The organism is archaeon, assembly GCA_016432545.1.
GTDB lineage: Archaea > Thermoproteota > Nitrososphaeria > Nitrososphaerales > Gagatemarchaeaceae > UBA183.
Genome location: CP066694.1, coordinates 292,034 through 311,544, shown reverse-complemented (window position 1 = coordinate 311,544; position 19,511 = coordinate 292,034). Strand labels below are relative to the sequence as shown.

Below are 19,511 nucleotides of genomic sequence, written 5' to 3'. Positions count from 1 at the left end.
GAGCTTTTGAGGGTTTCCAGCCGAGTAGACTTACGAGAAGGACAGCCTCAAAACCGCGACGAAGAACTTTGCCACGTCCTTGAGGCCCAGCTTCGAACTCCCGGCGCGTCTTGCGCTGAACTGATAGGGGATTTCCACTATTTTCATCCCTGTTTTCAAGGCCCTCAAGGAGGCGACCTGGAACTCGAAGCCTTTTGCGGGAAGGTGCCCGGCGCTGACTATCTCAGCGGCCCGTCTCGAGTATGCCCTGAAGCCCGAGGTCGAGTCCTTGACTGTAAGCCCGAGAATGAGCCTCGCGTAAGAATTTGCGCCTCTGCTGACAGCCCTCCGCCAGAGCCCCCATCCCACGACCGAGCCACCGGGGACGTATCTCGACCCGACAGCAACGTCCGCACCCTCCTGCACGGCTCGGACCAAGGCCGGAATCCCCGACGGCGGATGCTGGAAGTCTGCGTCCATCTCGACGACTATGTCGGCTGAAAGCTCCGAGAGTGCGACCTTGAACCCATCCTGGTAGGCGCTACCGATGCCCAACTTGCCGTTTCGCGCATGAACTCTGATCCAAGGTCTTTGAATTGCCAGCCGTGCCAACTCTTCTCCCGTTCCGTCAGGACTAGAGTCGTCAACAAACAGGAGGACGAGCCCCTCGACCTGGGCACGCAGGACCTCCTCGGCCAGGGGAGCGACGTTCTCCCGCTCGTTGTAGGTAGGAACGACCACGGAGACCCGTAAAGGCCCGGCGGAGAGGAGGGCCATCTAGGCAGCGCCGCGCATGGCGGTCTTGAATCCCTCCGCCACTCGGGAGACATCGCCCTGAGATAGGCCTGGATGGACGGGCAAGGAGAGCACGTGGCCAGAGGCCTCGTCTGTTCTCGGAAGTGGCGTGTAAGTGTAGCCCATGCTCTCGTAGAGAGGGGTCCTGTGGACTGGGAGTTTGAAGTAGACCGCGGCTCCGATGCCGGCGTCATTCATAGACTTCAGTACTGAGTCTCTCCCGCGAGGCAGGTAGAGGGTGTACAGGTAGAAAACGTGGGTTCGATCGCTGCCCGTCTGGGTGAACCTGTAACCTGCTGTGCCTGAGAGCAACCCTTCCAAGGCCGCGACGTTCTTCGCTCTCGCCTCCAGGAACCCCTGAAGGCGATTCATCTGGGAGGAGGCCAGCGCCGCTGCGAGCTCTGGCAGCCTGTAGTTGAACCCTAGGTGCCGTGTGTCGTAGCCGTGGACCATTCCGTGATTCCTCACCAGCCTGAGCTTCTCAGCGAGCTCGTCGTTGTCGGTCGAGATTGCGCCTCCCTCTCCGGAGGTGACGACCTTGGTTGCATACATACTGAAGCATCCGGCGTCCGAGAGGGTTCCTGTCTGCTTGCCTCTGTAGGTGGCTCCGAGCGACTCGGCGGCGTCTTCGACGACCGCGACCGACTTGGTACGGGCCGTCTCTCTAATCTCGTCCATGTCAGCTGGGTATCCATAGAGGTGTACAGGGATGACAGCCTTAGTCTTGGAAGTGATAGCGCCCTTGAAAGCGTCTGGGTCCATGTTGTAGTCCTCGCGTATGTCGACAAAGACAGGGCGCGCTCCGCACGCCAGGACTACGTTGGCCGTCGCGACAAACGTGAAGGACGGCACTACTACCTCGTCCCCTGGCCCTACCCCAAGCGCGAGTAAGACTGTATGGAGGGCGGCCGTCCCGGAGTTGACTGCGATTGCGTGCTTTGCCCCTAGGAGTGCGCGGAGTTTGGCCTCGAACTCCCTTACGTACTTGCCACCCTCCATGGAAGTGTCGCTCAAGCGCCCACTGGACAGGACGTCCAGGACTGAGGTCCGCTCCTCTTTTCCGAGTATCGGTCGGTTGATCGCTATGAACTTCTCATCCATGGATTCTCGTCCAAGAGGTGACTATATGAGCGCTGTTGCCTGCCGCGGCTTTTCGCCATGGCGCCTTCAATATGCGAAGGCTAGGTAGAGAGCGACTGCGGAGATGAGGAGGTTCCTGACGTAAAATTGAGGCACCTCGGCCCTTCCAAGCTTGAACCAGGGCATCCACTTGGCGTCCCTGCTGTTCCACTTTGCGATTCCATAGTGTGGGTTCACGAGGAAGTAGACGAAGTCTTCCAGCACCCCGCCGACAAGAAAGGCCGAGGTCAGGACGAGGAAGGCTCTGATGTCCGGCCCCAAGACGAGCAAGGGGGAGTAGACGAAGAGCGGAACGACGACGAACCACAGCCAGAAGTGGTACTCCTTGAGCCTGTACCCGAGGATGCTCTTGCGCCATCCCCAGGTCGCCTCCCCGCCCGCCTTGTCTCCCTCGATGCTTCTCTCAAGGAAAGCGAGCGCGACGAAGGCACCCTGAATCCAGAAGAAGAGGAGGGTCAGGCTCAATCTCAGAAGAGCCTCGACAATTCCATGGACTTCAGGGTTGCCAGTCCGAACCCCAAGAGGGAGAGCCCGAGGAGGAAGCCACCGTGCAAAAAGACCGGGACGGAGAGGAGGACTGCCACGGTGGACAGTGACCCTTCGGCAAGAAGGATGGGCGTCCCCTCTGTCCTCTGCTTGTCGGCGCCTGTAGCTCCAGCGCCCTTGGGGGTCCTGAAGAAGGTCCCGGGCCGTCCCGCGAGACCGGCGAGGAATGAGATGGCTGAAATCGTGAACATGCTCGTGAGCATGTAGGAGAGGGCAGGCAGGACTGCCAGATTGCGGGCATCCATCCTGTGCCGCCACCGCAGAGACCGTACCCCCGCGACATAGAAGATGACGACGGGGAGGGTCACCATGAAGACGAAGAACGGGTTCGCGAAGATAGACGTCGACTGGTCGATGAGGCCCAGGCTAAGTACAACGGCGCTAGAAATTGTCACCACCAGCCAGCTGAGGGCTGCGAGGGGAGAGAGGAGCGTGAGCAACAGAGCCACCTTGGGGAGAAGGCCGAGCGAGGAACTGGTCAGGATCTTGAGGAAGTTGGCTCTCAGGCACTGAGCCCACCCCTGGGCTACCCTCCCCGCCTGCCTCTTCCAGACCCTGAGGCTGGACGGGTCTTCACTGAGGACCTCAGAGGAGCTCAGGTATGCTCCCCTGAACCCAGCCGAGAAGAGCCTGCACGAAAGGTCTGCGTCCTCTGCTAGTATCCCTTCTCTCCAGAAGCCTGCCTTGGCCAACGCCGCGGTGGAGACGAGGGCGAACCCCCCCTGAAGGGAGTAGGGGGCGCGCAGTCTAGTCGTTCCCATCTTCTGGAGCGAGTCGACTGTGTCCTGGAAGAGAGCGAAAGCCCTGGTTACCAGGTTGAGGTCCCTGTTGAAGTGCCCGACCCGATAGGACACGAAAGAGAGCGAGCCGTCGGAGAGGGCGGCCAGAGATGAGAGGAGCGCCTTCGTGGAGACCCTGGAGTCTGCGTCGATGAGGAGGGTGTAGTCCCCGCCCAGGCCGCTAGCAGCTGCGTTCAGAGCGCCAGCCTTGAAGCCTTGCCTCCCGGGCCTCCTGGAGACCCAGGTCTTGATGCCGGCCTCGCGAAGCTTCGCAGCATATCCGTCCACGATCGACTTGGTGCTGTCGTCGGAGTCGTCAGCGATTACCACATCCAGAAGCTCGGGGGGGTACTCTAGCTGCAGGACTGCGTCCAAGGACCCAGACACTACAGCCCCTTCGTTGTAGACTGCAAGAAGGACGGTGACCCTCTTCGACTTTGAGGCCCCAGTCCCCCCGCCAGTTTCCTTGTAAGAGAGGCTCGCCACGAGGAGGACAAGGCTGTATGCGGTGAACAGGAAGACCGGAGCGCTGAAGATTCCTACGAGGAGGAGCAGCGCGAATTCGAACAAGCGTGCTGGGCTCCGGGGCTCCCCATACTATATCTGGTTTCTACTCGTTCAAGCCTTAAAGATGCAAGGAGCCGCGCAGAGGGCCGATGGACAGGAACACCAGGCTGATGTTCTCCGTGATCGCCTGGACGTCCTTCCTCTCCATCGTCGTCGTGGTGGCCTACGGGCTCATCGAGTCGTTGGGCTATTTCGGGACCAGCCTGGCCGTGGGGCAGGTCCTGGTCGACGTCTACTGGCCCTTCCCTCCCTACTTCGCCCAGCCGGTGACCTACTTCAGCGTCGCATGCGTCTCGCTCTTCTACTCCGGGCTTAGGCTCTGGGAGTCCAGGATATCCAGGTGGCCGGGATGGGTCCTCTCGTTCCTCCAGATGACAGGGTTCGTCGTCGCCTTTTCATCAGCTTACGAGATCCTCTACAACTTCATGCTTTGGGGGGCGACCTACAGCGTAGCCGCGCTGACATCCAACTTTCCCAACCCCGACGCCCTGTTCAGCAACTACCCGGTCCCGTGGAGCTTTGTCTTCGCGACTAGGGCCTTCTCTGCTCTCTTCGTGATAAGCGGGTATTCAGTCTACTTCATGCGGAGACTCAGCAGCTCTAGTCTGATTTAGAGGCCTTACCCGTGGCGGTCCCCGAGTAGAGGAGGACCAGATGGTACAGCGCGAAGACAGCGAACCCTCCCACTGAGACCGCGGAGACTGTCGAGAACGGCCCAAAGAGCAGCTGTGACGACGCGTAGACCTTGTACGAGGAGACGAGGAACCCAAGAAATGCGGACGACGCGGCCCACGCCCAAGTCAGCCTGTCCCCGGGCCTCACCCTCAAGAGTATCCCGCCGACCGCCATCGTGAACACGGGCCAGGATATCAGCGCCGAGCTCGCATAGATCGCTAGCCCGACCCATCCCACTGCCGCCGCCAGGAAGAGATACGCTGCATTGGTCCTGATGATTTGTATGACGTCGGGCAACTGCTGAGGCGCCCCTTCAAGTCGTTATAAGCTGTGCTGATTTCCCTCGGGAGTCCCAGTTACCCTTATCTGCGGTCTGCGCTCCGTCGGAGACACCTTGCAGAGTTCAATCTCCTCCGGGGACCGAGGGGACCCTGCGAAGAGGCTCTCCGAACTGATGACCCCTGTCGAGGAGATGAAGGAGTCCCTTCTCGCATCCGCGTTCTACGACGGCGACTCCAGGCTTGCGGTGCTCAAATTCTATGACCAGGAGGCCGGCAGGTTCTGGCACTGGAAAGACAACACCGGTCACAGGCCGTACTGCTACACCCGGCTCGAGAGGTCGGAGCTGACTGAAATCGCGAAGAGGAAGGACGTGGTCGAGATACTGGACGAGGAGCGGGAGGACCTCCTGAACGACAGGAAGGTCACCCTGAGGAAGATCGTGACCACAGACCCGCTGGCGATAGGAGGGGGCAACGACAGCATCCGCGACCGCATCAAAGCTTGGGAGGCAGACATCAAGTACTACGAGAACTTCGCGTACGACAGGGGCCTGCGCATGGGGACCTACTACACGGTCTCCGCCGGGAAGGTGATACCAGCTAGGAAGGACCTGCCCGAGAGGGTCGCCGTGTCGCTGGCGCAGCTCCTCCAGAGGAACCCGCCCGAATTCGCCCCTTATCTGAAGGAGTGGGCCGAGCTCCTCGGCGAGCCGCTCTCCGAGTTCAAAAGGGTCGCGCTCGACATCGAAGTGGCCAACGAGGCCGGCCGCCTACCCGACCCCGAGAACCCGAAACAGCCGGTGATTGCCGTCTCTTTCTTCAACGAGGCCGAGCGCACCGTCTATCTGCTTAGGTCGGGGAAGGACACCGAAGGTCTGAAGGGAGCGCCCTTCGCCGCGGAGGTCTTCGAGGATGAGCGCTCTCTATTGAGGGCGGTCATGTGGAAGATCATGGAGTACCCGGTCGTGGTTACCTTCAACGGGGACGACTTCGACCTGAGGTACCTCAAGCACAGGGCCGAGGAGATCGGCATCCCTGAAGCTGAGAACCCGATCCAGCTGGAGAGGGTGGCTTCCACCCTGAAACACGGCGTGCACATAGACCTCTACCAGTTCTTCAGGAACAGGTCCATACAGGTTTACGCGTTCAGCAACAAGTATTCGGACCACACTCTGAACGGAATCTCGGAGTCCCTCCTCAACAAGTCCAAGGTCGAATTCGAGGGCGAGATAGGAGACCTTCCTCTTGCGAAGCTTGGCGAGTACTGCCTCAACGACTCCCAGCTCACCTTCGAGCTGACTTCGACCGGAGGGGGTCTGGTGATGAAGCTGCTGCTGGTCATCTCAAGGATAGGGAAGATGCCGATCAACGACGTATCGAGGCTGGGGGTCTCGAATTGGATCAGGAGCATGCTCTTCTTCGAGCACAGGAGGCTCGGGGCCCTCATCCCAAGGCAGGACGAGCTCTCTGAGAAGGGAGGCGCCTCGTCTCAGGCCGTGATCAAGGGGAAGAAGTACAAGGGCGGGCTCGTGATCGAGCCGAAGCCGGGCATATACTTCGACGTCTCGGTGCTCGACTTCGCGAGCCTGTACCCGAGCCTGATCAAGGTCTACAACCTTTCCTATGAGACTGTGAACTGTCCCCACGAAGAGTGCAGGACCAACGTGGTCCCTGACACCTCATCCTGGGTCTGCAGGAAGAGGAAGGGGATCACCAGCCTGGTGACCGGCTCACTGAGGGACCTCCGAGTGAGCCACTACAAACCGCTGACAAAGGACCAGTCGATCTCAAAGGAGGAGAGAGAGCTCTACAACGTGGTCACTCAGGGCCTCAAGGTCTTCCTCAACGCGACCTACGGCGCGATGGGCTTTGAGACCTTCGCGTTCTACTGCCTTCCAGTCGCGGAGGCGACCGCTGCCCTCGGGAGGTACGCGATTACGAAGACCATCCAGAAGAGCACCGAGCTTGGGATAGAGGTCCTCTACGGGGATACGGACAGCCTCTTCCTGAAGAATCCCTCCAGAGACCAGATAACTACGATTTCAAAGTGGGCGGACGGAGAGCTGGGTGTCGAGCTGGACCTGGACAAGGTCTACAGGTACGTCGCCTTCAGCAGTCGCAAGAAGAACTACTTCGGCGTCCTCCCAGATGGTACGGTGGACATAAGGGGCCTGACGGGAAAGAAATCGCAGACCCCAGAGTTCCTGAAGAGGACCTTCTACCAGGCGCTCGAAATCCTGAGCAGGGTCAAGACCACTGAGGACTTTGAACGAGCAAGGGCGAACATCCGCGAGCTCCTTACGAAGATGATCGGGGACTTGAAGGGGAAGAAGGTCGCGGTCGAGGACCTGGCGTTCAACGTGATGATGGGCAAGACGACGGAGAAGTACAACGGGACGACGCCCCAGCACGTCAGGGCGGCGAAGCTGCTCGAAGACAAGGGTCGGGAGATCAAAGCGGGGGAGATCATCCAATATGTGAAGACCAGGAGCCCGCCATACGTGAGGCCGGTGGAGCTCGCCCGCGTGGACGACGTAGACGCCGACAAGTACATCGAGTATGCCCATTCGATGTTCGACCAGATGCTGGACGCGCTGGACTTCAGCTTCGACGAGATGCTCGGCGCGACTACGCTGGACCTCTTCTGGTCAGGCTAGACCTGGAGCTTCCTCTCCAGGCGAGCCCTGGCCGTGTGGTTCATGATCGGGCCCGCGGCAAGGTTGCTGTTTCCAATGACCGCGATAGTTCCGAGGTCGGTCTTCACCCACGTGCTCCGCAAAGAGATCTTCACAACCTCGCCCCTGACGACCCCGAACTCGATCTCATCCCCCAGCCTCAGGACCCCCTCCTGAAGCATCAGGATTCCGGCTATGACGTTGGAGAGGGTGCTCTGCAGGGCAAGCGAGAAGGCGAGCCCTGCAATCCCCGACAGTGTGAGGGTCGTGAACTGTGAAGAGATCCCGGTAAGGCTGGCGACGGCCGCGATGCCCGAGCCTATCATCAGCACGGCCAGCCACTGCCTGATCGAGCTGGTCACTGGCTTGGACGCGCCCGCCTTCTTTGCCGCCCTGGTCAGGACCAGGGTCAGGAGCGTACCAAAGACGAAGATCGCGACAAGGGCGGCCAATACCTCGGCCGCGGTAAAGAGGAGGCTCTGGCCTCCAGCCACTGTCGTCGTGGAGGTCGTTGTGGTGGCGATAGCATAGTCGAACGCCGACATGAGTGAGGGGCTAAGAATGTGCATGCGGGAAAAACGTTTCCGATTCAATCCAACGCTTTTATCAGCCAGGCCTGGCCGGCCTCCGAGACAAATTGTCGGACCAGGAGCCGAAGTACACGCAGTCACAGAGAATGCTCGTCGCTTCCGTGCAGATGAAGGGGCCATATTCCGGAATCGGGACGGCGATGGGCGACCTGAAAGCCTGGATCGACACGAAGGGGATCGAACAGACGGGCTATCCCTTCTGCCTCTATTACGACAATCCGACGGAGACTCAGCCAGATGAGCTGAGGAGCGAAGCCTGCATTCCAGTGTCGAAGGCATTTATGGGAGAGGGTAAGTACATCATGAAGGAGTTCAAGGAAGCCCTGGTCGCGGAGACCCGGCATCAGGGTGACCCGAAGGAGTTTGCGAAGACCTACGGGCCGTTCCTGGAGGGGCTTCTCAACTCAGGATATCAGATCGTCGGACCAGCAAGAGAGTACTACATGACAATATCGGACGTTAAGGGCCCGGGAGCGGGATTCCTGATCCAGCAGCCGGTCTCAAAGAAATGAGCCGTCCTGGCGAACCCGGACTGACATGGGGACCACGAGATTGAGCTACCTGGACCTCTTCTCGGCAGTCGGTCCGCTTGTCGGGCAGCCGAACCCGAAGGAGCCTCTGCTCACAGTCTTTGGGGTTCCCTACGATGGGACAACTTCCTACAGACCGGGGACCAGGTTCGGTCCGAACGCGATAAGGGAGGCGTTTCTCAACGTCGAGGCTTACTCCAAAGCCCTTGGCGTGGACGTGGAGAAACTCTCGCTCAGAGACGCAGGGAACCTGACCAAGGTCAACGACCCGGGGGAGATGGTGGATGCTGTCTCCAAGGTCACCAAGGAGCTCTTCGACCAGGGTTCGAAGTTCTGCATGCTCGGAGGAGAGCACTCTCTTACCTATGGGTCCTTCAGGAACGCGACCAAGGACACCGGGCTAGTCGTCTTCGACGCCCACTTCGACCTGAGAGACGAGTGGGAGGGGTCGAAGCTCTCGCATGCTTGCTATCTCAGGCGGCTGACCGAAGTGAGGGACCCGACCACCGTGGCTCACGTGGGAGGGAGGGCCGCCACCAAGGAGGAGTGGAGGTTGTCCGGGAAGCTCGGGGCCGTGATCTCTCCTTCAGAGGCGGCGACGGATGCAGGCCTGAAGAAGTTGAAGGCTTTCAGCTCCGGACTCCAGAAGGTCTACGTCAGCGTGGACATAGACGGCTTGGACCCTGCTTTCGCCCCGGGGACTGGGACTCCCGAGGCTGGGGGACTGACCTCGAGAGAGCTGCTCGCGCTAGTCCACGCCCTTCGAGGCTTAGAGGTGGTCGGGTTCGACATCATGGAGGTGTGCCCACCCTACGATAATGGGGCAACCGCGGCGGTCGCGGGCAGAATCATGAACGAGCTTGTGGCCCTCGCTTCGACGAGGCAAGGCAGGCTTACTCGAACCGTGAGGAGAGCGCGCGGACCTCTTCGACGAAGTCCTCCGGCTTGACGCCAAACCGCTGCTCCCCGTCTCTGGACCTCACGGCCACCGTGCCCGCTGCTTCTTCCTTGGCGCCCACGACAAGTACGTAGGGGATCTTGAGGAGCTGTGAGTTCCTCACCTTCGAGTTCAGGGTCCCTGAGGCTAGGTCCCCTTGCGCCCTGACGCCGTCTTCGAGGAGCTTGGATAGGATCTTCTTGGCATAGACGACGTGTTCGTCAGAAAGGGGGACGACCGTTGCCTGCACGGGAGAGAGCCAGACCGGGAGCTTGCCCTTGTAGTGCTCCAAGAGGATCCCAATGAACCTCTCGAGCGACCCGAAGATCGCCCTGTGGACCGTCACAGTTTCGTGTTCCTTCCCGTCGGTCCCGGTATGGACGAGGCCGAACCTTCGGGGAAGCTGGAGGTCCAATTGAATCGTGGTTATCTGCCACTTCCGACCGAGCGAGTCTTTGATGTCAACGTCGATCTTGGGAGCGTAGAAGGTGCCGTCCTTCTCCTTGATCGCATACTTCAGACCCTTCGACGTCACCGCGCTCTTGAGGACCTCAGTGGCCTCGTCCCACTCTTCGAGGGTCCCAGCATGGTCGTCCGGCATCGTGGAGATTCCGACCTCAAAGTCGAACTTGAAGATCGAGTAGAGCCTCAGCATCAGGTCGAGAAGCTCGTCGATGACCGCCCTGGCCCCTTCTCTGGTCGCGAAGATGTGCGCATCGTCCTGAGTCAGCATCTTGACCCTGAAGAGGCCGCTGGCGACCCCGCTCAACTCGTTCCTGTGGAGAGCGTCGAAGCAGGCGATCCTCAAAGGAAGGTCCCTGAACGACCACTTCCTGGTCTTGTAGTATAACATCGTGGAGGGGCAGTTCATGGGCTTCAGGGCGAACTCTTCGCCTCCCAGAGAGGTGACGAACATGTTTTCCTTGTAGAAGTCCCAGTGCCCGCTCACCTTCCATAGCGCGGAATTCGCGAGCAGCGGCATGCTCAGCTCGACGTAGCCTGCCTTTGTTTCCTCCTTCCTGATCATCTCTTCCAAGACCCTCCAGAGCTTCAGGCCTTTGTCGTGCCAGTACACCATGCCAGGCGATGTCTCCTGGAAGCTGAAGAGGTCAAGCCTTTCGCCGATGACCCTGTGGTCTGTCTCGGGTAGACTCCCAAAGTCGCTCTTCTTGAGCCTCGACCTCGGGTCCGACTCCCTCTGCGCCTGCTTGGGCTCCTGGGTTCGCGGCTGGGCAGTGGGTTGACCTTCGGAGTAGCTGCGCGACATCTCTGCGAGCGGGTGTCCCTTGACCTTGATCTGCATCGCCTTGTTCCACCCGAAGGGGGACCTCATGGTCTCGATGCCCTGAGCCTTGGCCTCTCCAACCATCGTCTCGAGCAGTGGCAGGGCGTCTGCCGGCTTGGCCAGGTCTTGGGAGAGGTGCGCGAACGGGTAGATCATCAGGCGCTTGGCCCCAAGCTTGGAAAGGAACTCCTTGGCATCTCTCACGGCCTTTGCCGCCAGCTCGGGCGTGTCGCCGCGTTCGAACGCGGTGAATAGGACCACGACCTCTTCTTCCCTCACCGCGTCTGTCTTTGCCTCCTCTGCGTCCCTAATCTCCTTCTTGATCGGCTTGTACTCGATGAAGTCTGCGTGCATCTGGAGGATCTTCAAGAGAGGAATCTCACCAGCGGGACCGTTCTAGTGACTTTGATTTCTTCGTCGCCTTCTTCCAGTCCTTATAGTGGTCGTGGCAGAGGTAGACCCTCCTCCCGTCGCCGCCCACGGTCAGCCCCGAGCCTCCTATCTCGTTTCTGCTGATCGAACGCTGGGCCGGATTCTTGCAACCGACGACACCGCACCCCACGCCTTTGTCGACCTTGCCCAATCGTTGTTCCGAGCCCTTCTCACTATATATAATGTCCGCCGCGGAAGCGACTCCGAATGTTGGACCGACTCAGAACTCTGGCCGGCCCAATTCTGCTGGCCGTTGGGCGAGCTTTCGCTCGCGTCTCCCCCTCGCCATGGGTCTGGACGATCCTTGGAGTATCGCTGTCGGTCCTGGCAGGAATAGGATATTCAGTCGGAGGGTACTCGGGCCAGGCCTCGGGGGGGCTCCTGGTCCTCGCAGCCGGACTGTTCGACGTCGTCGACGGGGCGGTCGCAAGAGTAACGGGGACATCGACGAGGAGGGGGGCGTTCATGGACTCCACCTTGGACAGGGTCGCTGAGGTCGCCGTCTACGCGGGAATTCTCTATTCGGGGCTCGCTTCAGGGGTCATTGTACTGCTGGCCCTTTCGGCGAGTCTAATCGTCAGCTACCTCCGAGCGAAGGGGGACGCCCTCGGTGTCTCCCTCTCGGGGGTCGGGGTAGGAGAAAGGAGCGAGAGGCTGATCCTCCTCGCTGGGGCGTCGCTCCTAGGATTGGTGTACTGGGGGGTCGTAGGAGTCTTGGTGATCGCGGTCGCCACCGCTGCTGAGCGCACGCGCGCTCTTTATGCACAGCTTCGTTAGTGAGCTTCGAGTCCAGTGGATGTATCCGATAGGACCTGGATAGCCTTCGCCAACTCCTGCCTCCCCTTGGGGGTAATCGAGTACGGCGACCGGAATGCCTGTGAGGTCTTGCGCACTAGGCCCTCGCGCCTGAGCTTGTAGATTACAGAGTAGAACGTGATAGGCGCCGGCGAGAATGAATGCCCCCGCTCTACCGCAGCCCTGAGTTCTCCGGGCGTCTGGTCCCTGCGCTTGAGTTCGGCGAGGATGTACAGCCACAGGTTTCCCTTGGTAAGGCTGGAGCGAAGGTGCTCGAGCGCCAACGGGCCGAGTCCTACTTTGCAGGCGCAATAAGGTTGCGAGGGACCGTCGGGCTACCAGGAGCGCCGTTCGCTCTTGGCCCTTACCTTGACTATCCCGTAGTGCACGCTGCACGAGATGCAGTAGTACCTTGTCGTGGTCGGAGCGGCAATGTAGGTTCCGGCCGCCCTGAGCTCCCTGGCTAGTGATGGCTCGACGAGATTCAGCCGGGTTGTGACCTTCTTTGCCTTGTCTCTGGGGACTGTGGCGCCGCAGTTGCTGCAGTAGATGACGTCGCTACGCCCCTTCCCTCCCTTAGAACGACCCCGACTCTTCCTCTTCTTGGACAAGTATCTTTCAAAACTCTCGGTTCTCAGACCCTCTTTAAACATATACTGCGAAGAAGTCGAGGACGGGAGGAGTGTCGGCGGCCTTTTCCGAGGCCGGACGGAGTAGAAAAAGGCTCATAAGATGTTCAATCCCGAAGCGGCGGGTCTTGCGAGTCTTGGTCGCTGGTTTCGTGACTATCGACTCGATTCAACTGCAGGTCAGGATGATTACCTCCGTTGGCGGGCCTCCTTCCTACGCCGGGCTGATCTGCTCGAGGTTCGGGCACGATGTTGTCGCCCTCACCAGGGTGGGCAACGACTTCCCGGACGAGCAGGCCGTGTGGCTGATGAGGAACGGGATTGTCCTCAGGGGGGCAGACAGGAGCCTCACGAGGCCGACGACCAAGTTCCGGATAGAGAACAGCTCTGGGAGCAGGACCCTCACCCTTCTTAGCAGGTGCGAGGACCTCTCCCTCTCACAGCTCCCTCCCGACATGAGGTTCGATGCGGCTCTGGTCAGTCCGGTAGCGGGAGAGATCTCGCCCGCACTACTGTCCGAGATATCGAAGAGGTCGAGCTTCACCTTCCTCGACCCCCAGGGGTTTCTTAGGGAGTTCGACAAGGGCGGGGCGGTCCGTCAGGCCCATCTGAAGGAGCCAGGGATCCTCTCCTCGGTGGACGCCGTCAAGATGGACATGGCGGAGGCTGAGGCGCTGACGGGCCGTTCTGCCCCTCGCGAGGCGCTGATGAGCCTGAGAGACGCGGGGCTCCGGAAGGCGATCGTGACCAGAGGCGCCGATTCCTGTTTCGTGCTCGATGGCTCGCGGGTCTACGAGATTGAGGTCCCATCGGTGCAGGTCGTGGACACAACGGGGGCAGGAGACATACTCAGCGGTGCGACCGTGTCGTGGTATCTCAAGACGAGGGACTTTCTTCGGAGCGCCTGCTTCGGGATAGCTGCTTCTTCCCTATCCCTGCACATGATAGCCCTATCCAAGGTCGACCTCCCGATGAGCGTAGACGAGAAGGCCATGCGCCTGTACTCGCTTGCGACCCCGGTAGCGACAGCCTAGTAGGACCGCGCGTAGTTGGCGACCACCGTCGCCTCCTCGCTGCAAGACGCGCACTTCATCCCGGTCGCCTTCTGGTCGATCGGGTAGTTGACGATCTTCCCTCCGGCCGCCTCCTTGAACTTGGCCTCGCAAGATGCCTTCCCGCACCAAGGGACCTGGACGACGCCTCTCTTCGCCTCGATGACCGACTTCAGTTCGGACAGAGAGGCTGCCTGGCTTATGTTCTCCTGGAGCCACTTCCTGGCCTTGGCAAGGAGGTCCCTCTGCATACCTTCGAGGTCCTTGCCCACCTCTGCGGCAAGGTCTTTGGCCTTGACGGCCCTCTTGGACCCCGTGTCTCGTCTGACTAGTACGGCCTGGCCGGCCTTGAGGTCCCTTGGCCCCACTTCTACCCTGAGAGGGACCCCCTTGAGTTCCCACTCGTTGAACTTCCTGCCGGGGGTCAGGTGGTCCCGCTCGTCGTTCTGTACTCGGAAGGACGCTGAGAGGACCTTTGCAATCCTGCGGGTCTCCTCGAGGACCGCCGCCTTCGTCTCTTCGTTAACTATGGGGACCACGACCACCTGGATCCAGGCGAGCCGGGGCGGAATGACCGCACCCTTGTCGTCCCCGTGGACAGCTAGCATGACCCCCACTTCTCTTGTGGATATCGCCCAGGTGTTCTGCCAGGCGTGCTGCTTCCGCTCGTCCTTGTCGACGAAGGCGATGTCGAAGGCCTTGGAGAAGCGCTGGCCGTCGGAGTGGAAGTCTGGCCCCTGGATCGCCTTGCCGTCTGGGAGCAGGTGTTCGATGCTGTAGCTCGCCTCGGCTCCAGGGAACTTCTCGTTGTCGGTCTTCCGGCCGATGAGGCCGGGAAGAGCCAGGAAGTCCTCCGTTATCATCTTGTAGATTCCCAGTATCACGTCGCGCTCGGCCGCCGCCTCGGACTCTGTGGCGTAGATCGTGTGGCCTTCGTTCCAGAGGAACTCCCTCGACCTCAGGAATGGCGTGGGATGCTTGAACTCCCAGCGCACCACGTTGTTCCACTGGTTCATCTTGAGTGGAAGGTCCCGCCACGAACGGATCCAGCGGGACGCGACCTCGTACATCACCGTCTCCGAGGTGGGCCTTATTGCCAGCCTCTCGTCGAGCACGGAGTCTCCGGCCTGGGTGACCCAGGCGACCTCGGGGGAGAAGCCCTCTACATGCTCCGCCTCCTTCTTCAGGAGCCTCTCTGGGATGAACAGGGGGAAGTAGGTGTTGGTCACGCCGAACTTCTTGAACTCCACGTCGGTCTCCCTCTGGATACTCTCCCAGATTGCGTACCCGGAGGGGCGGAGGACCATGCAGCCAGAGACTGGGCCGTAGTCGGCGATTTCAGACCTTAGGATGAGCTGGGTGTACCACTCGTCAAAGTTCTCGCCCTTCTTGGCCGACATGCCCTCCTTGCTGGCTTCGGACATCTGAGGCACGCTTCGACTGGCCGGGATTAAAGAAGGTGCGGTCGCTCGGCCGTCAGTACCAGATGCTCGTCGCGATGATGACGACCCCTATGGTGATGAAGACGGCGCTGGCCGCGTACTTGAGCCTCCGGGGGGTGAGCATCCTCCCGAGCCGATTGCCAAGGGCGGTCTCGAATGCGGTCGCCGCGATGAGCCCTAGGCAGATGGATGAAAAGATGAATAGCTTGTCGGCGTACTGGGCCGCCAAGACCACCGTGAGTATCATGGTGGCGTCTCCAGCCAGGTCGAGGATGGCCAGGGCAGCGAACATCTGCAAGAAGGCCCTCGCTCCGTCTTTGACCTTCTCGAGCCTCTTCTCCTCCTCTTCGATCGCCTTCTGTCCTATGATCCCTTTGGCTTCGCGGACGCCGAACGCGAGCATCACCACCCCGCCTGCGAGCTTGACCCAGAGTATCGGGATCAGGGAGCTGACGACAGAACCGAGCACCACGCTCACGAAGGTGGTGAACACAAAAGCCGAAGCGCCGGCCAGAAACACGATCACAGCCCTGGTCTTCGTGGCCAGGGTCAAGATCAGGAGGGCGTCCTTGTCGGTCAGCTCCGCCACGAAGAGGGCCGATGCGATGGTCAGGAACGCGGCGAGCGCTGCGTCCGTCGTCAGGCGGCCCCCTCCTCATGCGAGGGAATCTTGATTGCGTTGGTCAATCGCTTGTGGCGAGAGCCATCAGGTGGTGGCTCATCACTTTTCTTGCGCTTTGGGCTCAGACTTGCGACCTAGGAGTCCGTCGCCGACGAACAGCAGGACGCCGAGAACCCCGAGGACCAAGGCAACCGCAGCTCCGACCGCAGGCGAGCGGCGCCCGACTCCGTACAGGACGGCCGGAACGAGGAGCATCGCGACCACTCCCAGCCCCTTCCTCGTCCTCAGCGGGCCGAAGTCGAACTTCGCGGTAACGAGATAGCTCAGAAGGACCAAGAGTGCCGGGAAGATGAGGCCGAACCTTCCCACCAGCAGGTCGGAGGCGGCCCCCGAGACGTTCAGGGAGTTGGCATACAGGGCCGATAGAATCAACAGGAAGAGGCTGGCCACGGCCATCGCCTGAAGCTCGTTTCCAAGGGTCTCGAGCCTGCCCTTCCTGTTCGTCGGGGCCTCGGCCCTGACCTCTAGGGACAGGCCTAGAAGGACCGCGGAGATTCCGGCAATGAAGAGGTAGGGGTCCCTGGTTACTGAGAGGTACACTTCTGGCGGAAGGGTCGCGGAGATCCCAGACTGGACCCACAGGACGAGGGCGTAGACACCGGAGGCAAGAAAGGGGAATAAATACAGGAGGGCAGAGGCGTCTTCGGCAAAGCTCCTGCTGCTTAGCATTCGGGGGCCGCGACCCTCCTGACCTTAAAACTCTTGTGATGAATCAGGGAGGATTGTCGTCCGTCCGAAGGTGAGATATGCCGTGTGGCCGACCATTATGTTGGAAGGCCTGGTCATGCCGACGCGCGCCTCCAGGAACCTGGTGAGGACCTCAATCGTCTCGATCGCGACGAAGCCTTCCTCCTTCATCTTGGCCACCAGTTTCTCGGCCTGATTCGTGGTCGGGGTGATCGCCACCATCGGAGCTGAGGGCTTGAGAGCCCGCCTCATGCTTGCCACGACCTCCCACGGGTCGCCCACGTCGAGGACCCCCGCGTCCATCGAAGTTACGTCGAATCCGGACCTCGAGTCTGCGATCTTGAAGTCGACGTACTGGGAGAGCCCGAGGCGCGAAAGGTTCCTCTTCGCAACTTCTTGGAACTCCGGGTTGATGTCGTAGGTGTGCACCTTGCCGCCCGGGCTTACGAGGTGAGCCATCAGCGCAGTGGTCGCACCGCTCCCCGTACCGGTCTCGACTATGTGTGAGCCCGACCTGACTCCCAGCTTGACAACGATCAGTCCCAGGTCCTTAGGGTACACGACTTGGGTCTTCCTGGCTGCCTTCATGATCAAATCCTCGATCGTGGGCCTGAGGATGGTCAGCTCGTCACCTAGAGTGGTGGCTACCCTGAGCCCGAAGGGCTTCCCCACCAGCGACGCGACGTCAAGTATCCCCAGGTGGGTGTGGAGCTTGGGGGTGTCTTTGGGGCGGATGAGCCACCGGCGCCGCCTGTCCCTGAATACGAGAACCAGAGAGTTCTCATTGATGAGGGTCTCATCTTCCAGCTTCGCTTCGGCCAATCGGCCTCACGCCCTCCACCAGTCGTACCTCAGGTAGTCGACGGCCTTCTTCCCCTCGTCGGGGATCGCGATGATGAACTGCTTCCTGACAGTGGTGGCCAGGCGACCGGAGCGGACCATGGAGGTTGCGGTCATCGTTGACGACTGCCCCATCACCTGGATGATGTAGGGCGCGTGGTCGATCCCAGGGCCGTGTTCGTAGACCGCAAAGTCGGAGCCGAACTTGATCCCGGGCGTGACGACATAGCCCGCCTCCCGAAGCTTCCGGTAGACGAGGAACTTCTCCCCGAAGTCAGAGTAGGATGTCTGGCAGACTTCGTGAAGCCGCTTCGCCGTCAAGTCCCTTCCCTCCTGGTCCTCCACCTCCAGCACCTTCTTGGTGACAAGGTAGTACCCCTCCATCAGGTCGAGGACGAGGGGGGCGTCGAACTCGAAGTCTTTGGGCTTCGGTATGCCCAGGGGCTTGCCGTAGTAGCCGTCTTTGAAGAGTCGTCTGGACGCCTCGATGTCCCAGACCACAATCCTGTTCTCGAAGAGCCTGCCCACCGCCCTCTGCTTGGGCAAGGCTACGACCCTAGTGCGAGGATTGTGCTCGCGTCCGACGCGTCGAGCATCGCGTCCGCGCAGTTCTCTATCGACTCGAGGACTTCCTTGACGATTATCAGCTCTTTCACGCTCGACGCCGTCTTCATGGTCATCGCTATTGCCACCCGGTAGTTGTTGTCAATCGAGCTCTCTATCTGCTGGACCTGGGCCGCCATCTGGAAGGCCTGGTCTGGGTTGATCGAAAGAGCTCTGACGCTCTCGTTCAGCTTGGAGATCCCGTCGACCAGGAGGCCGAGCAGCTCCATTATGGCCTCCTTGTACTTCTTGTTCTTGGCGGACGCCCTGGACATCTGGGACATCTTGAAGGCGACCCCGTTGATGTGGCCGAAGATGTCCTCGACCGAGAAGGCTGCCCTCAGCACGTCCTCGCGGTTCACCAGCAAAGTTCCGACCTGAGAGAGCTCGCGAATCAGCGCGCTCCGCAGCATCACCACGTCCTCCTCAGCTTGCTTCACCTTCTCAAGAGAAGACCCCACCTGCTGCTTGTCTCCCTTCGTGAGGGCAGTATACTCATCGAGGAGGACCCTGGTGGCGTCGAGCACTCGGCGCATTTCATCTTGGAGAACAACCAAGGTGCGCCTCCTGGCCTGGGTCTCCCCCTCTTGACCTGACATGAGAACTGTCTCGCCTCACGGCTTGATTCGTTCTGGTTATAAGACTGGGCCCTCTCTCGGGCACCCTCGTTCGGGCGGGTCGGCTACTTGTCCTGCTTTGCGTAGTCCCTGAGAGGCGCGATCAGGCTGGTGAACTCGAGGGGGAAGATGTACTTGGTCGAAGGGCTGGCGCCCAAGGCCTTCAGAGTGTCCAGGTACTGGAGGACCATAGTCTTCGAGTCGATTCCCTTAGCCGCGGAGAAGATCTGGTTCAGTGCGCCCGCGTATCCTTCTGCTCTGAGGACGGAGGCCTGTTTGTCACCCTCGGCCCTCAAGATGTTGGACTTCTTCTCCCCTTCCGCGACTAGTATCGAGGCTTCGCGCTTGCCGTCCGCTTCGGTGACCGTGGCCCTCCTTGTCCTCTCGGCCGACATCTGGCGGACCATCGCTTCCTGGACGTCCTGCGGCGGACGGATCTCTCTGATTTCCACGTTGGTCACTTTGATCCCCCATCTCTCGGTCACCTCGTCGAGCTTGGTGCGGAGGACCTGGTTGATCTGCTCCCTCTTGGCGAGCAGCTCGTCCAGCGGGATGTCTCCCACGACGGCTCTGAGCGTGGTCGTCGCGATGCCGATCGAGGCCCCCTCGAAGTTTTGGACCTGGACCACGCTCTGGGTCGCTTCGGTCACCTTGTAGTAGATGAGGAAGTCGATGTCTGTAGGCGCATTGTCCTTGGTGATGCAAGTCTGGTGGGGGACCTCCAGGTACCGCTCCCTGAGGTCGATCTTGTTGACCCGGTTCACCAAGGGGAGTATGAGCACGACGCCCGGACCGGCGGCACCCTTCAGGCGGCCTAGCCTGAAGACGACCAGCCGCTCGTACTCTCGGATGACCTTGACGGTCGAAGCTATGACTCCCAGAATCAGTATGACCACCAGGGCGGTCACTACGTAGAAGGAGATGTCAGCGACCGACTGGAGGGCTTCCACTGC

23 protein-coding genes are annotated in these 19,511 nt (G+C 60.4%); 6 read left to right on the top strand and 17 right to left on the bottom strand.

Features of this window, described 5'->3' with window-relative positions:
* Nucleotides 1-30: 30 nt before the first annotated feature.
* From HY247_01735 to HY247_01720, 4 genes are all read right to left on the bottom strand, one after another.
* Complete coding sequence (locus tag HY247_01735) at nucleotides 31-756, bottom strand: polyprenol monophosphomannose synthase (GenBank protein QQG49058.1); 726 nt, start codon at nucleotides 754-756, stop codon at nucleotides 31-33.
* Entirely contained in the window at nucleotides 757-1,875 is a 1,119-nt protein-coding gene (locus HY247_01730) for a DegT/DnrJ/EryC1/StrS family aminotransferase (GenBank protein ID QQG49057.1), read from the bottom strand.
* A 66-nt stretch (nucleotides 1,876-1,941) separates the two neighbouring features.
* A complete protein-coding gene (locus tag HY247_01725) occupies nucleotides 1,942-2,379 on the bottom strand; it encodes a hypothetical protein (protein QQG49056.1) in 438 nt (145 codons plus the stop codon).
* Nucleotides 2,380-2,381: 2 nt separating this feature from the next.
* Nucleotides 2,382-3,809 (bottom strand): glycosyltransferase, encoded by a 1,428-nt coding sequence (locus tag HY247_01720; protein ID QQG49055.1) that lies wholly within the window; start codon nucleotides 3,807-3,809, stop codon nucleotides 2,382-2,384.
* An 86-nt stretch (nucleotides 3,810-3,895) separates the two neighbouring features.
* Here HY247_01720 and HY247_01715 point away from each other — a divergent pair, with 86 nt between their 5' ends.
* Nucleotides 3,896-4,420, top strand: a complete 525-nt coding sequence (locus HY247_01715) for a hypothetical protein (protein ID QQG49054.1) — start codon at nucleotides 3,896-3,898, stop codon at nucleotides 4,418-4,420.
* On the opposite strand, the gene HY247_01710 is transcribed toward HY247_01715, so the two are convergent.
* Complete coding sequence (locus tag HY247_01710) at nucleotides 4,407-4,778, bottom strand: hypothetical protein (protein QQG49053.1); 372 nt, start codon at nucleotides 4,776-4,778, stop codon at nucleotides 4,407-4,409. The genes HY247_01715 and HY247_01710 overlap by 14 nt on opposite strands.
* A 175-nt stretch (nucleotides 4,779-4,953) precedes the next feature.
* Here HY247_01710 and HY247_01705 point away from each other — a divergent pair, with 175 nt between their 5' ends.
* Nucleotides 4,954-7,419, top strand: a complete 2,466-nt coding sequence (locus HY247_01705) for a DNA-directed DNA polymerase I (GenBank protein ID QQG49523.1) — start codon at nucleotides 4,954-4,956, stop codon at nucleotides 7,417-7,419.
* Here the strand turns inward: HY247_01705 and HY247_01700 are convergent.
* Nucleotides 7,416-7,982, bottom strand: coding sequence for a mechanosensitive ion channel (locus HY247_01700; protein ID QQG49052.1), 567 nt, complete (start codon nucleotides 7,980-7,982; stop codon nucleotides 7,416-7,418). The genes HY247_01705 and HY247_01700 overlap by 4 nt on opposite strands.
* 92 nt (nucleotides 7,983-8,074) lie before the next feature.
* Between HY247_01700 and HY247_01695 the strand changes: the two genes are divergently transcribed.
* Complete coding sequence (locus HY247_01695; protein QQG49051.1) at nucleotides 8,075-8,539, top strand: GyrI-like domain-containing protein; 465 nt, start codon at nucleotides 8,075-8,077, stop codon at nucleotides 8,537-8,539.
* A gap of 40 nt (nucleotides 8,540-8,579) precedes the next feature.
* Complete coding sequence (gene speB / locus HY247_01690; GenBank protein QQG49050.1) at nucleotides 8,580-9,506, top strand: agmatinase; 927 nt, start codon at nucleotides 8,580-8,582, stop codon at nucleotides 9,504-9,506.
* Here the strand turns inward: speB and thrS are convergent.
* Together thrS and HY247_01680 are read right to left on the bottom strand one after the other, a co-directional pair.
* Complete coding sequence (gene thrS / locus HY247_01685) at nucleotides 9,451-11,148, bottom strand: threonine--tRNA ligase (GenBank protein ID QQG49049.1); 1,698 nt, start codon at nucleotides 11,146-11,148, stop codon at nucleotides 9,451-9,453. The two genes, speB and thrS, sit on opposite strands and share 56 nt — an antisense overlap.
* Nucleotides 11,149-11,158: 10 nt before the next feature.
* Nucleotides 11,159-11,362, bottom strand: a complete 204-nt coding sequence (locus HY247_01680) for a hypothetical protein (GenBank protein ID QQG49048.1) — start codon at nucleotides 11,360-11,362, stop codon at nucleotides 11,159-11,161.
* Between the two features lie 56 nt (nucleotides 11,363-11,418).
* Here HY247_01680 and HY247_01675 point away from each other — a divergent pair, with 56 nt between their 5' ends.
* Nucleotides 11,419-11,988, top strand: a complete 570-nt coding sequence (locus tag HY247_01675; protein ID QQG49047.1) for a CDP-alcohol phosphatidyltransferase family protein — start codon at nucleotides 11,419-11,421, stop codon at nucleotides 11,986-11,988.
* Here HY247_01675 and HY247_01670 read toward each other — a convergent pair.
* Nucleotides 11,985-12,290 (bottom strand): PadR family transcriptional regulator, encoded by a 306-nt coding sequence (locus tag HY247_01670; GenBank protein QQG49046.1) that lies wholly within the window; start codon nucleotides 12,288-12,290, stop codon nucleotides 11,985-11,987. The two genes, HY247_01675 and HY247_01670, sit on opposite strands and share 4 nt — an antisense overlap.
* Nucleotides 12,291-12,341: 51 nt before the next feature.
* Nucleotides 12,342-12,617 carry a 30S ribosomal protein S26e gene (locus tag HY247_01665; protein ID QQG49045.1) on the bottom strand — a complete coding sequence of 92 codons (276 nt, stop codon included), beginning with the start codon at nucleotides 12,615-12,617 and terminating at the stop codon, nucleotides 12,342-12,344.
* 155 nt (nucleotides 12,618-12,772) lie between these two features.
* Between HY247_01665 and HY247_01660 the strand changes: the two genes are divergently transcribed.
* Nucleotides 12,773-13,669, top strand: coding sequence for a hypothetical protein (locus HY247_01660; protein ID QQG49044.1), 897 nt, complete (start codon nucleotides 12,773-12,775; stop codon nucleotides 13,667-13,669).
* On the opposite strand, the gene HY247_01655 is transcribed toward HY247_01660, so the two are convergent.
* From HY247_01655 to HY247_01625, 7 genes are all read right to left on the bottom strand, one after another.
* Complete coding sequence (locus HY247_01655) at nucleotides 13,666-15,111, bottom strand: proline--tRNA ligase (GenBank protein QQG49043.1); 1,446 nt, start codon at nucleotides 15,109-15,111, stop codon at nucleotides 13,666-13,668. The genes HY247_01660 and HY247_01655 overlap by 4 nt on opposite strands.
* A gap of 52 nt (nucleotides 15,112-15,163) precedes the next feature.
* Complete coding sequence (locus HY247_01650; protein ID QQG49042.1) at nucleotides 15,164-15,718, bottom strand: TMEM165/GDT1 family protein; 555 nt, start codon at nucleotides 15,716-15,718, stop codon at nucleotides 15,164-15,166.
* Between the two features lie 132 nt (nucleotides 15,719-15,850).
* Nucleotides 15,851-16,480, bottom strand: coding sequence for a hypothetical protein (locus HY247_01645; GenBank protein ID QQG49041.1), 630 nt, complete (start codon nucleotides 16,478-16,480; stop codon nucleotides 15,851-15,853).
* A 24-nt stretch (nucleotides 16,481-16,504) separates the two neighbouring features.
* The gene (locus HY247_01640; GenBank protein ID QQG49040.1) at nucleotides 16,505-17,320 is read right to left on the bottom strand and encodes a tRNA (adenine-N1)-methyltransferase; all 816 of its coding nucleotides are present in this window, start codon (nucleotides 17,318-17,320) and stop codon (nucleotides 16,505-16,507) included.
* A 6-nt stretch (nucleotides 17,321-17,326) separates the two neighbouring features.
* Nucleotides 17,327-17,866 carry a tRNA-intron lyase gene (gene endA / locus HY247_01635; protein QQG49522.1) on the bottom strand — a complete coding sequence of 180 codons (540 nt, stop codon included), beginning with the start codon at nucleotides 17,864-17,866 and terminating at the stop codon, nucleotides 17,327-17,329.
* A gap of 20 nt (nucleotides 17,867-17,886) precedes the next feature.
* Nucleotides 17,887-18,540, bottom strand: a complete 654-nt coding sequence (locus HY247_01630) for a DUF47 family protein (protein ID QQG49039.1) — start codon at nucleotides 18,538-18,540, stop codon at nucleotides 17,887-17,889.
* 83 nt (nucleotides 18,541-18,623) lie between these two features.
* Nucleotides 18,624-19,508 (bottom strand): SPFH domain-containing protein, encoded by an 885-nt coding sequence (locus tag HY247_01625; protein QQG49521.1) that lies wholly within the window; start codon nucleotides 19,506-19,508, stop codon nucleotides 18,624-18,626.
* Between the last annotated feature and the right edge of the window lie 3 nt (nucleotides 19,509-19,511).